Source organism: Phaeobacter piscinae (assembly GCF_002407245.1).
GTDB classification, from domain to species: domain Bacteria; phylum Pseudomonadota; class Alphaproteobacteria; order Rhodobacterales; family Rhodobacteraceae; genus Phaeobacter; species Phaeobacter piscinae.
Map to the genome: position 1 here is coordinate 1032983 of NZ_CP010681.1, position 15905 is coordinate 1048887.

The window sequence follows — 15905 nt, forward strand, 5'->3', positions numbered from 1 at the left end:
GGCTTTGGTTGGAGAGACAAAAATGACTGAAGCCCTGAACGAACTCGGCACCCAGATCGCGGCCAAGCGCCCGGATTGCGTTATCGGCTGGGATGTCAGCTTTGATGAGCTGAACGTGGATGTGGCGCCGTCGAATCTGGCGGGATTTGTTGAATTTTTGAAAGCGGACGCGACCTGCAAGTTCTCGTCGCTGGTCGATATCACCGCTGTAGACTACCCGGACCGCCCCAAGCGGTTTGACGTCGTCTACCATTTCCTGTCGATGTATCAAAACCAGCGGATCCGCCTGCGCGTGTCGATCCGCGAGGATGAGATGCTGCCGTCGATCGTTGGCATTCACCCCTCGGCCAATTGGTTTGAGCGGGAGGTGTTCGACATGTTCGGCATCCTGTTCACCGGTCACCCGGATCTGCGCCGCATCCTGACCGACTATGGCTTCCGTGGCTATCCGCTGCGCAAGGATTTCCCGACCACTGGCTACACCGAAGTGCGCTATGACGAGGCGCAGAAACGCGTGGTCTACGAACCGGTGAGCCTGGTGCAGGAATATCGCCAGTTTGACTTCATGAGCCCATGGGAGGGTGCCGAATACATCCTGCCCGGCGACGAGAAAGAGGGGGCGAAATGATGGACGGCTCCAAAATGGATGACGCCCTGACCGGCGAACAGAAGATCCGTAACTTCAACATCAACTTCGGCCCGCAACACCCCGCTGCACATGGTGTTCTGCGCTTGGTTCTGGAGCTGGACGGCGAGATCGTTGAGCGCTGTGATCCGCATATCGGCCTGCTGCATCGTGGCACCGAGAAGCTGATGGAAAGCCGGACCTACCTGCAGAACCTGCCGTATTTCGACCGCCTCGATTATGTGGCGCCGATGAACCAGGAACATGCCTGGTGTCTGGCCATCGAAAAACTGACTGGCGTGGAAGTGCCGCGTCGCGCATCGTTGATCCGTGTGCTTTATTCTGAGATTGGCCGTATCCTCAACCACCTGCTGAACGTAACGACGCAGGCGATGGACGTTGGCGCGCTGACCCCGCCGCTCTGGGGCTTTGAAGAGCGCGAAAAGCTGATGGTCTTCTACGAACGGGCCTGTGGCGCGCGCTTGCACGCGGCCTATTTCCGCCCCGGTGGTGTTCATCAGGATCTGCCAGATGCGCTGATCGACGATATTGAGGCGTGGACGCATACCTTCCCGGCGGTGATGGACGATATCGACGGGTTGTTGACCGAAAACCGGATTTTCAAGCAGCGTAACGCGGATATCGGTGTCGTGACTGAGGAAGATATCCTCAACTACGGCTTCTCTGGCGTCATGGTGCGTGGTTCTGGTCTGGCATGGGATCTGCGTCGTTCGCAGCCCTATGAATGCTATGATGAATTCGATTTCCAGATCCCGGTCGGCAAGAACGGTGATTGCTATGATCGCTATCTTGTCCGTATGGAAGAGATGCGCCAGTCGCTGTCGATCATCCGTCAGTGTATCGGCAAGCTGCGCGAGACACCCGGTGACATTCTGGCCCGCGGCAAACTGACCCCGCCGAAACGCGGCGACATGAAAACCTCCATGGAGAGCCTGATCCACCACTTCAAGCTCTACACCGAGGGCTTCCACGTCCCGGCTGGTGAGGTCTATGCCGCTGTTGAGGCGCCCAAGGGGGAATTCGGGGTCTATCTGGTTGCAGATGGCACCAACAAACCCTACCGCGCCAAGCTGCGCGCGCCCGGCTTCCTGCATCTGCAGGCTATGGATTATGTGGCCAAGGGCCACCAACTCGCCGACGTCGCTGCCATCATCGGCACCATGGACGTCGTATTTGGAGAGATTGACCGCTAATGCTTCGTCGTCTGCATTCCGAACAACCCGATAGCTTTGCCTTCACGTCTGAAAACCAGACATGGGCCGAGGCGCAGATCACCAAATTTCCCGATGGCCGTCAGGCCAGCGCGATCATTCCGCTGCTGTGGCGTGCCCAGGAGCAAGAAGGCTGGCTGAGCAAGCCAGCAATCGAATATGTCGCGGACATGCTGGGCATGGCCTATATCCGCGCCCTTGAAGTGGCGTCTTTCTACTTCATGTTTCAGCTGCAACCGACTGGTTCGATTGCACATGTTCAGATTTGTGGCACCACCTCCTGCATGATTTGCGGAGCGGAGGATCTGATTGCGGTCTGTCAGGAGAAGATTGCCAATAAACCCTTCACCCTGTCCGCAGATGGCAAGTTCACTTGGGAAGAGGTTGAGTGCCTTGGCGCTTGCACCAACGCGCCCATGGCTCAGATCGGCAAGGATTACTACGAAGACCTGACCGCCGAAGGCTTTGCGAAACTGCTCGATGATCTGGCCGCTGGTCAGGTGCCGCTGCCGGGTCCGCAGAACGGACGCTATGCGGCAGAGCCGAAGTCTGGCCTCACCTCTCTCACCGAATATGAGAGCGGGAAGACGCAGTATAATGCCTCCGTCCAGCTGGCGGCTGATATTGGCGATACAGTTAAGCGTATCGACGGGACCGAGGTTCCGATCCTGACGCCTTGGATTGGTAAGGATGGTAAGGTTGCCGGACGCGACAGCGCCGATACCCCGCCGCCTGCGCCGAAAACACCGCTTCCCGCAGTGAAGCAGGCAGAGGTTGCTAAGGCGAAACCCGCCGCGCCAAAGAAGGCCGCACCGAAAACAGCGGGTGTTGGTGAACCGGCCTCTCCTGAGGGGGCCGCAACTGAGGCGGCTGCGGGTGTCGAGGAAAAGCCAGAGACGCTGACTGCAGCCCGCGATGGCGGTGCAGATGATCTGAAGATGTTGAAAGGTGTCGGTCCCAAGCTGGAGCAGACCCTGAATGATCTTGGCTTCTTCCATTTCGACCAGATCGCAGCCTGGACCGACGAGCAGGTCGCCTGGGTCGACAGCCGGTTGAAGTTCAAGGGACGCATTGTCCGCGATGGCTGGATCGAACAGTCCCGGCAGCTTGCGGAAGGTGAGGAAACAGACTTCGCCAAAAAGGCCAAGGCCGACGATCGTTACAAAGACGACTGAAACAAGATAACCGCCGCTGCCCATCGGGGCAGGGGCCAAAATTCAGGACCATATGAGCGCAGAACACGACAAAGCACTGGCAGCAAAGGGGCGGCACATCGCGTTGGTGATTGCTGCAACCATGCTTGGTTGGCTGGCGATGTCACTGTTCATCGGCCCCGCACTGGGGCTCGCCGGACGCTACGCTCTGCTGTTTGATTTCGCAGCCCTTGCAGGCTTCATCTATGCAGCGGTCAACATTTTTCAACTCTGGCGCATGCGCCAGGACAGCCAAAGGTAGGCAGACATGCTGAAGGACCAGGACCGGATCTTTACCAACCTTTACGGGATGCATGAGCGCACATTGGCGGGCGCAAAACAGCGGGGCCATTGGGATGGCACTGCGGGCATCATCGAAAAAGGGCGGGACTGGATCATCCAGAACATGAAGGATTCCGGCCTGCGCGGACGCGGTGGTGCGGGCTTCCCGACCGGCCTGAAATGGTCTTTCATGCCGAAGGAGAGCGACGGTCGCCCCTCCTATCTGGTCATCAACGCCGATGAATCCGAGCCGGGCACCTGTAAAGACCGCGAGATCATGCGTCATGATCCGCATACGCTGATCGAGGGCGCGCTGATCGCCTCCTTCGCGATGAATGCGCATACCTGCTACATCTACCTGCGCGGCGAATACATCCGTGAGCGCGAGGCGCTGCAGGCCGCGATTGACGAATGTTATGATCAGGGCCTGCTGGGGCGCAATGCCGCCGGATCCGGCTGGGATTTCGACGTCTTTCTGCACCATGGCGCGGGCGCTTACATCTGTGGCGAAGAAACCGCTCTGATCGAAAGCCTCGAGGGCAAGAAGGGCATGCCGCGTATGAAGCCGCCCTTCCCGGCGGGTGCCGGTCTTTATGGCTGCCCGACCACGGTGAACAATGTGGAATCCATTGCCGTTGTGCCGACCATTCTGCGCCGTGGCCCGGATTGGTTTGCAGGCTTTGGCCGTCAGAACAACGCGGGCACCAAGCTCTTTGCGATCTCTGGCCACGTCAACAACCCCTGTGTTGTCGAGGAGGCCATGAGCATCTCCTTTGAGGAGCTGATCGAGAAGCATTGCGGCGGCATTCGCGGCGGTTGGGACAACTTGCTGGCAGTGATCCCCGGGGGCTCTTCTGTTCCCTGCGTGCGCGGCGAGAAGATGAAAGACGCCATCATGGACTTTGACTATCTGCGCGGCGAACTGGGCTCCGGCCTTGGCACCGCAGCGGTCATCGTGATGGACAAACAGACCGACATCATCAAAGCGATCTGGCGTCTGTCCAAGTTCTACAAACACGAGAGCTGCGGTCAGTGTACGCCCTGCCGTGAAGGCACCGGCTGGATGATGCGCGTGATGGATCGTCTGGTGAAGGGCGAGGCCGAGCTGGAAGAGATTGACATGCTGTGGGACGTGACCAAGCAGGTCGAAGGTCACACCATCTGTGCGCTGGGTGATGCGGCAGCTTGGCCAATCCAGGGTCTGATCCGCAACTTCCGCGAGGAAATTGAGGACCGTATCAAAGCACAGAAGTCCGGGCGCATGGGCGCCATGGCGGCTGAATAAGGTCCAGGGGAGCAGTTGATGATCACGGGTGTGAGCAAAACCATGGCTGTGCTGGCCCTCTGCAGTGGGGTACTGGCGGGGTGTGACGGGATCGTCAACGACCGTCCAACCTATGCAGGCGTTCCGTTCAAGGCGAAGTCAAAGCCGGTGAACAAGAAAGAGACGCTGGCGGTGTTTACCACTGCGGTATCCAAGGCGCCGCGTTCGCTTGAAGGCGCGCGGCTGGCTGCGCATCACGAAGGCACCCGCTACTGCATCGAGAATTTCGGATCCTCGCGTATCGCGTGGCAGGTGAACCCGCTTGATACGGATGTCGCGGTCCCATTGGATGGCGACACGGCGGTCTATGGTGGAACCTGCACCCCGTGAGCATGACGCCTGCATATCCTGTGGCTGCGCATGATGCGCCAGCGGCGGTGTTATTGCATAACGCCGCTGTCTGCGCGCGTGCTGAACGCTTTCCCACTAAGGAGCGTTCAACCATGCGAACCCTGATTGCAACCTGTGCCACCTGCCTGATGTTATTGCCTTCTATGGCGGCAGCGAAGCCATCTCTGCGCGACGTGCAAGAGATTGAAGACCCGCTGTTTGCGGTCGCGCTGGCGAAGGAAGTGTCGGACCACTGCGACAGCATATCCGCGCGTTATTTCAAGGGGCTGACAGAGCTGCGTCGCCTGCGCGCGCGCGCCAATGCCCTCGGCTATACGGATAGTGAAATCCGCGCCTATATCGGCTCGGACACGGAAAAAGCCCGGATGCGGGCCAAGGGAGAACGCTTCCTGGCTCAAAACGGGGTCTCTTACGAGAAAACGGAAACATTCTGTGCGTTTGGTCGTGCGGAAATCAAGAAAAACAGCGCGATCGGCGTTTTATTGAGGGCGAAATAGACCATGTCTGACCTCCGCAAGATCAACATTGACGGAACCGAGATTGAGGTGGATGGGGCAATGACCCTGATCCAGGCCTGTGAAGAGGCCGGGGTGGAAATTCCCCGGTTCTGCTATCACGAACGCCTGTCCATCGCCGGCAATTGCCGCATGTGCCTGGTTGAGGTTGTTGGCGGCCCGCCGAAACCCGCCGCGTCCTGCGCCATGCAGGTCCGCGATCTGCGCCCCGGCCCTGAGGGGCAGGCACCGCAGGTGAAGACCAATTCGCCCATGGTGAAAAAGGCGCGCGAAGGCGTGATGGAGTTCCTGCTGATCAACCACCCGCTGGATTGCCCGATCTGCGATCAGGGCGGCGAATGCGATCTGCAGGATCAGGCGATGGCCTATGGCGTGGACTTCTCGCGCTTCCGCGAAGCCAAGCGCGCGGTCGATGATCTGGATCTGGGGCCGCTGGTCGGCACCGCAATGACCCGCTGCATTTCCTGCACCCGCTGCGTCCGCTTCACCACCGAGGTGGCAGGCATCACCCAGATGGGCCAGACCGGCCGGGGTGAGGACAGCGAGATTACATCGTATCTGAATGAGACGCTGGATTCGAACCTTCAGGGCAATATCATTGATCTTTGCCCGGTTGGGGCGCTGACGTCGAAACCCTACGCCTTCACCGCGCGTCCGTGGGAACTGACCAAGACCGAGACCATCGACGTGATGGACGCGCTTGGCTCCAACATCCGCGTGGACACCAAGGGCCGCGAAGTGATGCGGATCCTGCCGCGCAACCATGATGGCGTGAACGAAGAATGGATCAGCGACAAGACCCGCTTTGTCTGGGACGGGCTGCGCCGCCAGCGTCTGGACCGCCCGTACGTGCGTGTTGATGGCAAGTTGAAGCCCGCCACCTGGCCGGAAGCGCTGGAGGCGGCTGCCACCGCGATGAAGGGCAAGAAAATCGCCGGTCTGATCGGGGATCTGGTCCCGGTTGAGGCGGCGTTTGCTCTGAAGCAGCTGGTCGAAGGGCAGGGCGGCAAAGTGGAATGTCGGACGGACAAGGCCCGTTTGCCCATCGGCAACCGCGCGGCCTATGTTGGCACTGCAACCATCGAAGATATCGACAGCGCCAAGGCGATCATGCTGATCGGTACCGACCCGCGCAACGAGGCACCGGTACTGAACGCGCGCCTGCGCAAAGCCTGGATCAATGGCGCCAACATCGGCCTGATTGGTCAGCCGGTCGATCTCACCTATGACTATGCGCATCTCGGCACCGACCGTGCAGCGCTTGAGGCGCTGCTCAATGGCGAGACCGCAGGTGCGCTTGGCAAGGAGACGCTGGTTATTGTGGGGCAGGGTGCCCTGCGTGAGGCCGACGGTCTGGCGGTTCTGGCGCACGCGCAGAAATATGCGGCGCTGACCGAAAGCAAGCTGATGGTGCTGCACACCGCTGCGGCCCGTGTTGGTGCAATGGACGTAAATGCCGTCACCGAGGGCGGCGTCGAAGCAGCCATTGACGGGGCTGAGGTGATTTACAACCTTGGTGCCGATGAGGTCGAAATCGACGCAGGTGCCTTTGTCATCTATCAGGGCAGCCACGGCGACCGTGGTGCACACCGCGCAGATGTGATCCTGCCGGGTGCCGCATATACCGAAGAAAACGGCCTCTTTGTGAACACCGAAGGCCGTCCGCAACTGGCCCTGCGCGCGAGCTTTGCGCCCGGTGAGGCGAAGGAAAACTGGGCGATCCTGCGGGCACTGAGCGCAGAATTGGACGCCAAGCTTCCCTATGACTCACTGGCGCAACTGCGCACCGCGCTGGTCGCAGAGGTGCCGCATCTGGCCCGCATCGACGACGTGGCGGACAACGAGGGTCCGGCGCTTGAGGTTGAGGCGATGGGCAAGGCGGCGTTCCTGCCGGCGGTCAAGGATTTCTATCTGACCAACCCGATTGCGCGGTCGTCGCAGCTGATGGCGGAACTGTCGGCGGGTGCAAAGGCGCGCGGCGCTGAGAAGATCGCTGCGGAGTGATCCGGGCGGGCATCATATCGCCCTTGCTGCTGGCGGCCTGCGTGCAGGTCCCACAAGCATCGCAGGCGCCGTTCACCCCCGATTATCAAGGGGTGGAAACGCGGCTGTTGGACGGCGATCTGGTGCAGTTCCACGTTGCCATGACCGGTGCAAGAACCAGCGCCGATCTGGATAATTATGCTGAATGCGCAGCGGCGCAATATGCGCTGATCCGCGGTTATGGATTTGCACGTCACGTGCGCACAAAAATGAAACAAGAGGGTGGCGTTCAGACGGCAGATGCTGTCTACACCATCTCGCCTTCCCTCCCGCGCGGACTGCGCACCATCGACGCTGAAGTCGTGGTCGCGGATTGCGAGGCTAACGGAATACCCACGGTGTGAGGACCTATGGCTGAATTCTTTAACACCCCAGGCGGCATTGCTGTACTGATCCTGGCGCAAGTGCTTGCAGTTGTTGCCTTTGTCATGATTTCGCTTCTGTTCCTCGTTTACGGGGACCGCAAGATCTGGGCGGCTGTCCAGATGCGCAGGGGCCCCAATGTGGTGGGCGTCTACGGCCTGCTGCAATCGGTGGCGGACGCGCTCAAATATGTGGTCAAGGAAGTCGTGATCCCGGCCGGTTCCGACCGGGCAGTCTTCATTCTGGCCCCACTGACCAGTTTTGTTCTGGCGATGATCGCCTGGGCGGTGATCCCTTTCAACGACGGCTGGGTGCTCTCGGATATCAACGTCGCCATCCTCTACGTGTTCGCGGTGTCCTCGCTTGAGGTTTATGGCGTGATCATGGGCGGCTGGGCCTCGAACTCGAAGTACCCGTTCCTGGGTTCGTTGCGGTCTGCGGCGCAGATGATCTCCTATGAGGTCTCCATCGGTCTGATCATTATCGGCGTGATCATCTCCACCGGTTCCATGAACTTCGGCGATATCGTGCGTGCTCAGGATGGTGATCTGGGTCTCTTGAATTGGTATTGGATCCCGCACTTCCCGATGGTGTTCCTGTTCTTCATCTCGGCGCTGGCAGAAACCAACCGCCCGCCGTTCGACCTGCCGGAAGCGGAATCTGAACTGGTTGCGGGCTATCAGGTGGAATACTCGGCGACGCCCTTCCTTCTGTTCATGGCCGGAGAATATATCGCCATCTTCCTGATGTGCGCGCTGACAACCCTGCTGTTCTTTGGCGGCTGGCTGTCCCCGATCCCGGGCCTGCCCGATGGCGTCCTTTGGATGGTTGCCAAAATGGCATTCTTCTTCTTCCTCTTCGCAATGGTAAAGGCGATCACGCCCCGCTATCGCTACGATCAGCTGATGCGCCTGGGCTGGAAAGTGTTCCTGCCGTTCTCGCTGGCTTGGGTGGTCTTCGTGTCCTTTGCTGCAAAATTTGACTGGTTCTGGGGCATCTTCGCCCGTTGGACCGTGGGAGGCTAACTGATGGCGAACATCGACTACACCCGCGCCGCCAAATACTTCCTGCTGCAGGATTTCTGGGTCGGCTTCAAACTGGGGCTGAAGTATTTCTTTGCCCCCAAGGCAACCCTGAACTACCCGCATGAGAAGGGCCCGCTGTCGCCACGCTTCCGCGGTGAGCACGCGCTGCGCCGCTACCCCAACGGCGAGGAGCGCTGCATTGCCTGCAAGCTGTGCGAAGCGGTCTGCCCGGCGCAGGCGATCACCATCGACGCGGAACCGCGCGAGGACGGCAGCCGCCGCACCACGCGCTATGACATCGATATGACCAAATGCATCTACTGCGGTTTCTGTCAGGAAGCCTGCCCGGTGGATGCCATTGTCGAAGGTCCGAATTTCGAGTTCGCCACCGAGACCCGCGAAGAGCTGTTCTACGACAAAGACAAGCTGCTTTCGAACGGCGAACGCTGGGAAGCTGAGATTGCACGCAACCTCGAACTGGATGCGCCCTACCGATGAGCGACGCCAAGAACCCATTTGAGGCCATGATGGCCCAGGCTCAGGACATGGCCAAAGCCCTGAACCCCGCGTTAGAGAGCTTTTCTCCCACCGGTGCGTTCAAGGAGTTTGAGGCGCTGTGGCCGACGATGCCAAAGGATGTCATGGAAATGATGTTCGGCAATACCGTCAACAAGGGCGGTCTGGATGCCAAAACCCGTCTGCTGCTGACGCTGGCCGGGCTGACAATGCAGGGCGCACAGGCAGATTCAGCCGTGCGCCAGACCGTGCGCCATGCCCTAGAGGCGGGCGCGAAGAAACAAGAGATCGTTGAAACGATCGGACAGATGTCGGTGTTTGCCGGCATCCCGGCCATGACCCGCGCGCTGGAGCTGGCGCAAGACGTCATGGACGCCAAAGGGGACGATGAAACATGAGCGTTTTTGCCTTTTACCTCTTTGCCATCAGCGCCATCACCGGCGGGCTGTTCACGGTGATCAGCCGTCAGCCGGTGCATTCGGTGCTGTGGCTGATCCTGGCCTTCATTTCCTCGGCCGGGCTGTTCGTCCTGCTGGGAGCTGAATTTGTCGCCATGCTGCTGATCATCGTCTACGTGGGCGCAGTTGCGGTGCTGTTCCTCTTTGTGGTGATGATGCTGGATGTGGACTTTGCCGAGCTGAAGGCCGAGATGGCGCGCTACATGCCGCTGGCGCTGCTCATCGGTCTGGTCATCCTGATGCAGTTCGTGATGGCCTTTGGCGTTTGGGAGACCGCACCGGCGGCCGCCACGCAGCTGGCTCAGCCGATCCCCGCCGACCAACATAACACCGAGGCGCTTGGCCTCATCATCTATGATCAATACTTCCTTCTGTTCCAACTCTCCGGCCTGATCCTGCTGGTAGCGATGATCGGCGCGATTGTGCTGACGCTGCGCCATCGTCAGGACGTGAAACGTCAGGACGTCGTCGCGCAGATGATGCGCGACCCGGCGACAGCGATGGAACTCAAGGATGTGAAACCGGGGCAGGGGCTTTGAGACAATGATCACACTTGAGCATTATCTAACCGTCGCGGCGACGCTGTTCGTCATCGGCATCTTCGGGCTCTTCCTGAACCGCAAGAACGTCATCATCCTCCTGATGAGCATCGAACTGATGCTCTTGGCGGTGAATATCAATCTCGTGGCATTCTCGTCGTTCCTCGGCGATCTGGTCGGGCAGGTGTTCACGCTGTTTGTGCTGACCGTGGCCGCCGCTGAGGCTGCCATTGGCCTTGCGATCCTGGTTTGCTTCTTCCGCAACCGCGGCACTATCGCCGTGGAAGACATCAACGTGATGAAGGGCTAAAGCGTCATGGAAACCATCCTTCTCTTTGCCCCTCTGGTCGGGGCCATCATCTGTGGCTTTGGCTGGAAGTTCATCGGCGAGACCGCAGCGACGTGGACCGCAACCGGGCTTTTGTTCCTGTCGGCGCTCCTGTCGTGGATCGTCTTCCTCAGCTTTGACGGGGTGACCCAGTCGATTGAGATCCTGCGCTGGATCGAAAGCGGGTCGTTGTCTACCTCCTGGGCGATCCGGCTGGACCGGCTGACTGCGATCATGCTGATCGTGATCACCACAGTGTCCTCGCTGGTTCACCTTTATTCATTCGGCTACATGGCCCATGATCCGCAGTGGAAAGACGGCGAGAGCTACAAACCGCGCTTCTTTGCGTATCTGTCGTTCTTTACTTTTGCGATGCTGATGCTGGTGACCTCGGACAATCTGGTCCAGATGTTCTTCGGCTGGGAAGGCGTGGGCGTTGCCTCCTACCTGCTGATTGGCTTCTACTACCGCAAGCCCTCAGCCAACGCGGCGGCGATGAAAGCGTTTATTGTCAACCGTGTAGGTGACTTTGGGTTTGCGCTGGGGATCTTTGCGCTGTTCTTCCTGACCGACAGCATCAACTTCGATGATATCTTCACAGCTGTGCCACAGCTGGCAGAAACCCAGCTGAGCTTTCTGTGGGGCGAATGGAATGCGGCCAACCTGATCGCCATTCTGCTGTTCATCGGGGCGATGGGTAAATCGGCACAGCTGATCCTGCACACATGGCTGCCGGACGCGATGGAAGGCCCGACCCCGGTGTCGGCTTTGATCCACGCCGCAACCATGGTGACCGCGGGCGTTTTCCTGGTCTGCCGGATGTCGCCGCTGATGGAAGTGGCGCCTCAGGCGACGACGTTCATCACGGTGCTGGGTGCGACCACGGCGTTCTTCGCGGCAACGGTTGGTCTGGTTCAGACCGATATCAAGCGCGTGATTGCTTATTCGACCTGTTCTCAGCTGGGCTATATGTTCGTGGCTGCAGGTGTTGGCATGTATTCGGCTGCAATGTTCCACCTGTTCACACACGCCTTCTTCAAGGCGATGCTGTTCCTCGGCGCGGGCTCCGTGATCCACGCGATGCACCACGAGCAGGACATGATGAACTATGGCGGCCTGCGTAAGAAAATTCCCTATACCTTCTGGGCGATGATGATCGGCACGCTGGCCATCACCGGTGTTGGTATTCCGCTGACCCATATTGGTTTTGCCGGGTTCCTGTCGAAGGACGCCATCATTGAAAGCGCCTATGCCGGCGGATCCTCCTACGGGTTCTGGCTGCTGGTGGCGGCTGCCGCGATGACCTCTTTCTACAGCTGGCGTCTGATTTTCCTGACCTTCTACGGCAAACCGCGCGGGGACAAGCACACGCATGATCACGCGCATGAAAGTCCTTGGACCATGCTGGTGCCGCTGGGGGTTCTAGCGCTTGGAGCCGTCTTCTCCGGCATGATCTGGTACAACAGCTTCTTTGGTCACACCGATAAGGTCGGCAAATTCTATGGCATCCCCTATGCGGAAGCTTCGGCTGAGGGCCATGGTGATGCCCATGGGGACGATGCGCATGGCGACGTCACCGAGAGCGTGGCAACCGACGATCACGGCAACGCAGCAAAGGGCGAGCATCACTATGTGTTCACCGGCAAGCCGGGTGAGGGGGCGCTTTACTTTGGTTCCGAGAACACCGTATTGGACGACGCTCACGCTGCCCCGAAATGGGTCAAGGTGTCGCCGTTCATCGCGATGCTGCTTGGTCTGGTCCTTGCGATCCTGTTCTACATCGTGAACCCAAGCCTGCCTGGCCGTCTCGCCAAGCAGCAGCAGCCTTTGTATCTGTTTCTCAAGAACAAGTGGTACTTCGATGAGCTTTATGATGCGATTTTTGTCAAACCAACGCTGATGATTGGCCGCTTCTTCTGGAAGCGCGGTGACGGCAAAACCATTGACGGTGCCCTGAACGGTATCGCCATGGGCATCATTCCCTTCTTCACCCGCCTCGCCGGTCGCGCACAGTCGGGTTACATCTTCACTTATGCTTTCTGGATGGTGCTGGGCATTGCTGCTCTGGTTACCTGGATGTCGATCGGCGGAGGAACGCACTGATGGACAATCTCCTTTCTATCGTCACCTTTATCCCGGCGCTTGCGGCAGCCATTCTGGCCCTGTTCCTGCGCGGCGAGGATGAGGCGGCGCAGCGCAACGCCAAATCTGTTGCGCTTTTTGCCACCACGATCACCTTCCTGGTCAGCCTTGGCATCTATTTTCAGTTCGACCCCTCTGACACGGGCTTTCAGTTCGTCGAAGAGGCGGAGTGGATTTTTGGCCTGAAATACAAGATGGGCGTGGATGGCATTTCGGTGCTCTTCGTGATGCTCACCACATTTGTGATGCCACTGACCATTCTGGCCAGCTGGGGCGTCAGCACCCGTGTGAAGGAATATATGATCGCCTTCCTGATGCTGGAGACGCTGATGCTTGGCGTCTTCATGGCGCTGGATCTGGTGCTGTTCTACCTGTTCTTTGAGGCAGGCCTGATCCCGATGTTCCTGATTATCGGAATCTGGGGTGGCAAGGAGCGGATCTACGCCTCGTTCAAATTCTTCCTCTATACCTTCTTCGGCTCGGTGCTGATGCTGGTGGCGATGGTCGCGATGTATGCGGATGCAGGCACCACGGATATTGCGCAACTGCTGACGCATAGCTTCTCTGCGGGCAGCTTTGATCTCCTGGGCATCCACGTAGTTGGCGGCATGCAGACCTTGCTGTTCCTGGCCTTCTTTGCGTCGTTCGCGGTGAAGATGCCGATGTGGCCGGTTCACACCTGGCTGCCGGATGCGCACGTTCAGGCACCAACTGCGGGATCTGTGGTGCTGGCAGCGATCCTGTTGAAGATGGGCGGCTATGGCTTCCTGCGCTTCAGTCTGCCGATGTTCCCGGTTGGTGCCGATGTAATGACCGACGTGATCCTGTGGATGTCTGCCATCGCGGTGGTCTACACCTCGCTTGTGGCGCTGGTGCAGTCGGACATGAAAAAGCTGATCGCTTATTCCTCCGTAGCGCATATGGGCTTTGTGACGATGGGGATCTTTGCCGCGAACCAGCAGGGTATTGACGGCGCGATTTTCCAGATGCTGAGCCATGGCTTCATCTCGGCGGCGCTGTTTCTCTGCGTGGGTGTGATCTATGACCGGATGCACACCCGTGACATCGACGCCTACGGCGGCCTTGTCATCCGTATGCCTGCTTATGCGCTGGTCTTTATGTTCTTCACTATGGGCAATGTCGGCCTGCCGGGCACGTCTGGCTTTATCGGTGAATTCCTGACCCTGATGGGGACCTTCCAGAAAAACACCTGGGTGGCAGCCGTTGCTGCAACCGGCGTCATCTTCTCGGCGGGATATGCGCTGTGGCTGTACCGCCGCGTGGTGTTTGGCGACCTCATCAAAGGCAGCCTCAAGACCATCAAGGATATGACTGCGCGTGAACGGTTTATCTTTGCACCGCTTGTTGTGATGACCATCCTGCTGGGCGTCTATCCGGCAGTTGTCACCGACATCATCAGCCCGTCGACCGAGGCGCTGATTGCTAACTTCAACCAATCTCTGGCCGCTGCGGATCTGTCCCCGGCGACCCAGATGGCTTCGCACTAAGGGGGCGTGGGCGATGATCCCAGCTGATCTCACCGTTATCCTGCCAGAGATTGTTCTGGCGCTCAGCGCAATGGCGGCGCTCCTCGTGGGTGTCTACACGGGCAAGGACAAACTGGCCCCGGCTCTGATCTGGCTGATGGCCGGGCTGATGTCGGCGCTGGCGATCTGGATAGGGACAGGCGCGTCGGGCAGCCGCGAGGCGTTCAACGGCATGTTTGTCGATGACGGGTTCGCCCGCTTTGCCAAGGTTGCCATTCTGCTATCGGCTTCGGCGGTTCTGGTCATGGGCCAGGACTACATGTCGCGCCGGGGCATGCTGCGGTTTGAGTATCCCATCCTTGTCGCGCTCAGCGCGGTGGGCATGATGGTGATGGTCTCCGCCGGCAACCTGATGTCGCTTTACATGGGCCTCGAACTGCAGTCGCTGGCGCTTTATGTCGTGGCATCGCTGCGTCGTGACAGCGTGAAATCGACCGAAGCCGGCCTGAAGTATTTCGTGCTTGGCGCGCTGTCCTCCGGTTTGCTTCTGTATGGCGCATCGTTGGTCTATGGCTTTGCCGGTACGACCGATTTTGCGGGCATCTACGCCGTTGCCAAGCACGGCGACGTGTCTGTCGGCCTGCTGTTTGGTCTGGTCTTTCTGATCTCCGGCATGGCGTTCAAAGTCTCGGCAGTTCCGTTCCACATGTGGACCCCGGACGTCTACGAAGGTGCGCCGACACCGGTCACAGCCTTCTTTGCCTCGGCACCGAAGGTCGCGGCCATGGGTCTGTTTGCGCGCGTGCTGCATGATGCCTTTGGACATGCGGTGCAGGACTGGAGCCAGGTCATCGCGCTGCTGTCGCTGCTCTCCATGTTTGTCGGCGCTGTCGCCGCGATTGGTCAGCGCGATATCAAGCGTCTGATGGCCTATTCCTCCATTGCCCACATGGGCTACGCGTTGATGGGGCTTGCAGCAGGTACGGCCTATGGTGTGCAGGCGTTGCTGGTCTACATGGCGATTTACGTCTCCATGAACATCGGCACCTTTGCCTTCATCCTGATGATGGAGAAAGACGGCAAGCCAATCACCGATATCCGCGCGCTGAACCTCTATTCACGTCGTGAGCCGGGCAAGGCGCTGGCAATGCTGATCCTGTTGTTCTCGCTGGCAGGCGTGCCGCCGATGCTGGGGTTCTTCGGCAAGCTATACGTGCTGAACGCGGCCTATCAGGCCGGCTTGGCGTGGCTGGCGGTTGCTGGTGTGATTGCCTCTGTCATCGGGGCCTTCTATTACCTGCGCATCGTCTACTACATGTACTTCGGTGAAGAGGGCGAGGAGCTGGAAACCAATCGTTCGCCAATCCTCTGGGGGTTCCTGATGGCGTCGGCTGCGGTGATGCTTCTGGGTATTATCAACATGTTCGGCATCGAGGGTGCAGCGGCATCAGCGGCTGCCACGTTGGTCAACTGACCGCTCTG

General features: G+C 59.1%; 17 protein-coding genes. All 17 read left to right on the top strand.

Annotated elements, in window-relative coordinates; genetic code table 11:
* The first annotated feature begins 22 nt into the window (after positions 1–22).
* The 17 genes from phaeop14_RS04755 to nuoN all read left to right on the top strand — a co-directional run bounded on the left by phaeop14_RS04755 (position 23) and on the right by nuoN (position 15897).
* Complete coding sequence (locus phaeop14_RS04755; RefSeq protein ID WP_014879588.1) at positions 23–628, top strand: NADH-quinone oxidoreductase subunit C; 606 nt, start codon at positions 23–25, stop codon at positions 626–628.
* Complete coding sequence (locus phaeop14_RS04760) at positions 628–1839, top strand: NADH-quinone oxidoreductase subunit D (protein ID WP_096788906.1); 1212 nt, start codon at positions 628–630, stop codon at positions 1837–1839. Before phaeop14_RS04755 ends, phaeop14_RS04760 begins: the two co-directional genes overlap by 1 nt.
* Entirely contained in the window at positions 1839–3032 is a 1194-nt protein-coding gene (locus tag phaeop14_RS04765) for an NADH-quinone oxidoreductase subunit E (protein ID WP_096788907.1), read from the top strand. The genes phaeop14_RS04760 and phaeop14_RS04765 overlap by 1 nt, the downstream gene beginning before the upstream one ends.
* A 52-nt stretch (positions 3033–3084) precedes the next feature.
* Positions 3085–3312, top strand: coding sequence for a DUF5337 domain-containing protein (locus phaeop14_RS04770; protein WP_040172809.1), 228 nt, complete (start codon positions 3085–3087; stop codon positions 3310–3312).
* Positions 3313–3318: 6 nt separating this feature from the next.
* Complete coding sequence (gene nuoF, locus phaeop14_RS04775; protein WP_040172812.1) at positions 3319–4617, top strand: NADH-quinone oxidoreductase subunit NuoF; 1299 nt, start codon at positions 3319–3321, stop codon at positions 4615–4617.
* 18 nt (positions 4618–4635) lie between these two features.
* Positions 4636–4986 (top strand): hypothetical protein, encoded by a 351-nt coding sequence (locus tag phaeop14_RS04780; protein WP_096788908.1) that lies wholly within the window; start codon positions 4636–4638, stop codon positions 4984–4986.
* 113 nt (positions 4987–5099) lie between these two features.
* Positions 5100–5504, top strand: coding sequence for a DUF5333 domain-containing protein (locus phaeop14_RS04785; protein WP_040178022.1), 405 nt, complete (start codon positions 5100–5102; stop codon positions 5502–5504).
* Between the two features lie 3 nt (positions 5505–5507).
* Positions 5508–7526, top strand: coding sequence for an NADH-quinone oxidoreductase subunit NuoG (nuoG, locus tag phaeop14_RS04790; protein ID WP_096788909.1), 2019 nt, complete (start codon positions 5508–5510; stop codon positions 7524–7526).
* The gene (locus tag phaeop14_RS04795) at positions 7523–7909 is read left to right on the top strand and encodes a hypothetical protein (RefSeq protein ID WP_096788910.1); all 387 of its coding nucleotides are present in this window, start codon (positions 7523–7525) and stop codon (positions 7907–7909) included. Before nuoG ends, phaeop14_RS04795 begins: the two co-directional genes overlap by 4 nt.
* 6 nt (positions 7910–7915) lie before the next feature.
* Positions 7916–8953 carry an NADH-quinone oxidoreductase subunit NuoH gene (nuoH, locus tag phaeop14_RS04800; RefSeq protein ID WP_040172822.1) on the top strand — a complete coding sequence of 346 codons (1038 nt, stop codon included), beginning with the start codon at positions 7916–7918 and terminating at the stop codon, positions 8951–8953.
* A gap of 3 nt (positions 8954–8956) precedes the next feature.
* Positions 8957–9451, top strand: coding sequence for an NADH-quinone oxidoreductase subunit NuoI (gene nuoI / locus phaeop14_RS04805; protein WP_014879596.1), 495 nt, complete (start codon positions 8957–8959; stop codon positions 9449–9451).
* Positions 9448–9867 carry a carboxymuconolactone decarboxylase family protein gene (locus phaeop14_RS04810; RefSeq protein ID WP_040172825.1) on the top strand — a complete coding sequence of 140 codons (420 nt, stop codon included), beginning with the start codon at positions 9448–9450 and terminating at the stop codon, positions 9865–9867. The genes nuoI and phaeop14_RS04810 overlap by 4 nt, the downstream gene beginning before the upstream one ends.
* A complete protein-coding gene (locus tag phaeop14_RS04815) occupies positions 9864–10466 on the top strand; it encodes an NADH-quinone oxidoreductase subunit J (RefSeq protein ID WP_040172828.1) in 603 nt (200 codons plus the stop codon). Before phaeop14_RS04810 ends, phaeop14_RS04815 begins: the two co-directional genes overlap by 4 nt.
* Positions 10467–10470: 4 nt before the next feature.
* Positions 10471–10776 (top strand): NADH-quinone oxidoreductase subunit NuoK, encoded by a 306-nt coding sequence (gene nuoK, locus phaeop14_RS04820; RefSeq protein ID WP_014874166.1) that lies wholly within the window; start codon positions 10471–10473, stop codon positions 10774–10776.
* A gap of 6 nt (positions 10777–10782) precedes the next feature.
* A complete protein-coding gene (gene nuoL, locus phaeop14_RS04825) occupies positions 10783–12897 on the top strand; it encodes an NADH-quinone oxidoreductase subunit L (RefSeq protein ID WP_096788911.1) in 2115 nt (704 codons plus the stop codon).
* Positions 12897–14444: an NADH-quinone oxidoreductase subunit M gene (locus tag phaeop14_RS04830; RefSeq protein ID WP_096788912.1), complete on the top strand. Its 1548-nt coding sequence runs from the start codon at positions 12897–12899 to the stop codon at positions 14442–14444. Before nuoL ends, phaeop14_RS04830 begins: the two co-directional genes overlap by 1 nt.
* A 13-nt stretch (positions 14445–14457) precedes the next feature.
* Positions 14458–15897 carry an NADH-quinone oxidoreductase subunit NuoN gene (gene nuoN / locus phaeop14_RS04835; RefSeq protein ID WP_096788913.1) on the top strand — a complete coding sequence of 480 codons (1440 nt, stop codon included), beginning with the start codon at positions 14458–14460 and terminating at the stop codon, positions 15895–15897.
* The last annotated feature ends 8 nt before the right edge of the window (positions 15898–15905 follow it).

Coding starts and splice junctions, on each gene's coding strand:
- phaeop14_RS04755 (WP_014879588.1), top strand. CDS start 23: ATGACTGAAGCCCTGAACGAACTCGGCACCCAGATCGCGGCCAAGCGC.
- nuoI (WP_014879596.1), top strand. CDS start 8,957: ATGGCGAACATCGACTACACCCGCGCCGCCAAATACTTCCTGCTGCAG.
- nuoN (WP_096788913.1), top strand. CDS start 14,458: ATGATCCCAGCTGATCTCACCGTTATCCTGCCAGAGATTGTTCTGGCG.
- nuoL (WP_096788911.1), top strand. CDS start 10,783: ATGGAAACCATCCTTCTCTTTGCCCCTCTGGTCGGGGCCATCATCTGT.
- phaeop14_RS04810 (WP_040172825.1), top strand. CDS start 9,448: ATGAGCGACGCCAAGAACCCATTTGAGGCCATGATGGCCCAGGCTCAG.
- nuoK (WP_014874166.1), top strand. CDS start 10,471: ATGATCACACTTGAGCATTATCTAACCGTCGCGGCGACGCTGTTCGTC.
- phaeop14_RS04785 (WP_040178022.1), top strand. CDS start 5,100: ATGCGAACCCTGATTGCAACCTGTGCCACCTGCCTGATGTTATTGCCT.
- phaeop14_RS04780 (WP_096788908.1), top strand. CDS start 4,636: ATGATCACGGGTGTGAGCAAAACCATGGCTGTGCTGGCCCTCTGCAGT.
- nuoG (WP_096788909.1), top strand. CDS start 5,508: ATGTCTGACCTCCGCAAGATCAACATTGACGGAACCGAGATTGAGGTG.
- phaeop14_RS04830 (WP_096788912.1), top strand. CDS start 12,897: ATGGACAATCTCCTTTCTATCGTCACCTTTATCCCGGCGCTTGCGGCA.
- phaeop14_RS04815 (WP_040172828.1), top strand. CDS start 9,864: ATGAGCGTTTTTGCCTTTTACCTCTTTGCCATCAGCGCCATCACCGGC.
- phaeop14_RS04765 (WP_096788907.1), top strand. CDS start 1,839: ATGCTTCGTCGTCTGCATTCCGAACAACCCGATAGCTTTGCCTTCACG.
- phaeop14_RS04760 (WP_096788906.1), top strand. CDS start 628: ATGGACGGCTCCAAAATGGATGACGCCCTGACCGGCGAACAGAAGATC.
- nuoF (WP_040172812.1), top strand. CDS start 3,319: ATGCTGAAGGACCAGGACCGGATCTTTACCAACCTTTACGGGATGCAT.
- phaeop14_RS04770 (WP_040172809.1), top strand. CDS start 3,085: ATGAGCGCAGAACACGACAAAGCACTGGCAGCAAAGGGGCGGCACATC.
- nuoH (WP_040172822.1), top strand. CDS start 7,916: ATGGCTGAATTCTTTAACACCCCAGGCGGCATTGCTGTACTGATCCTG.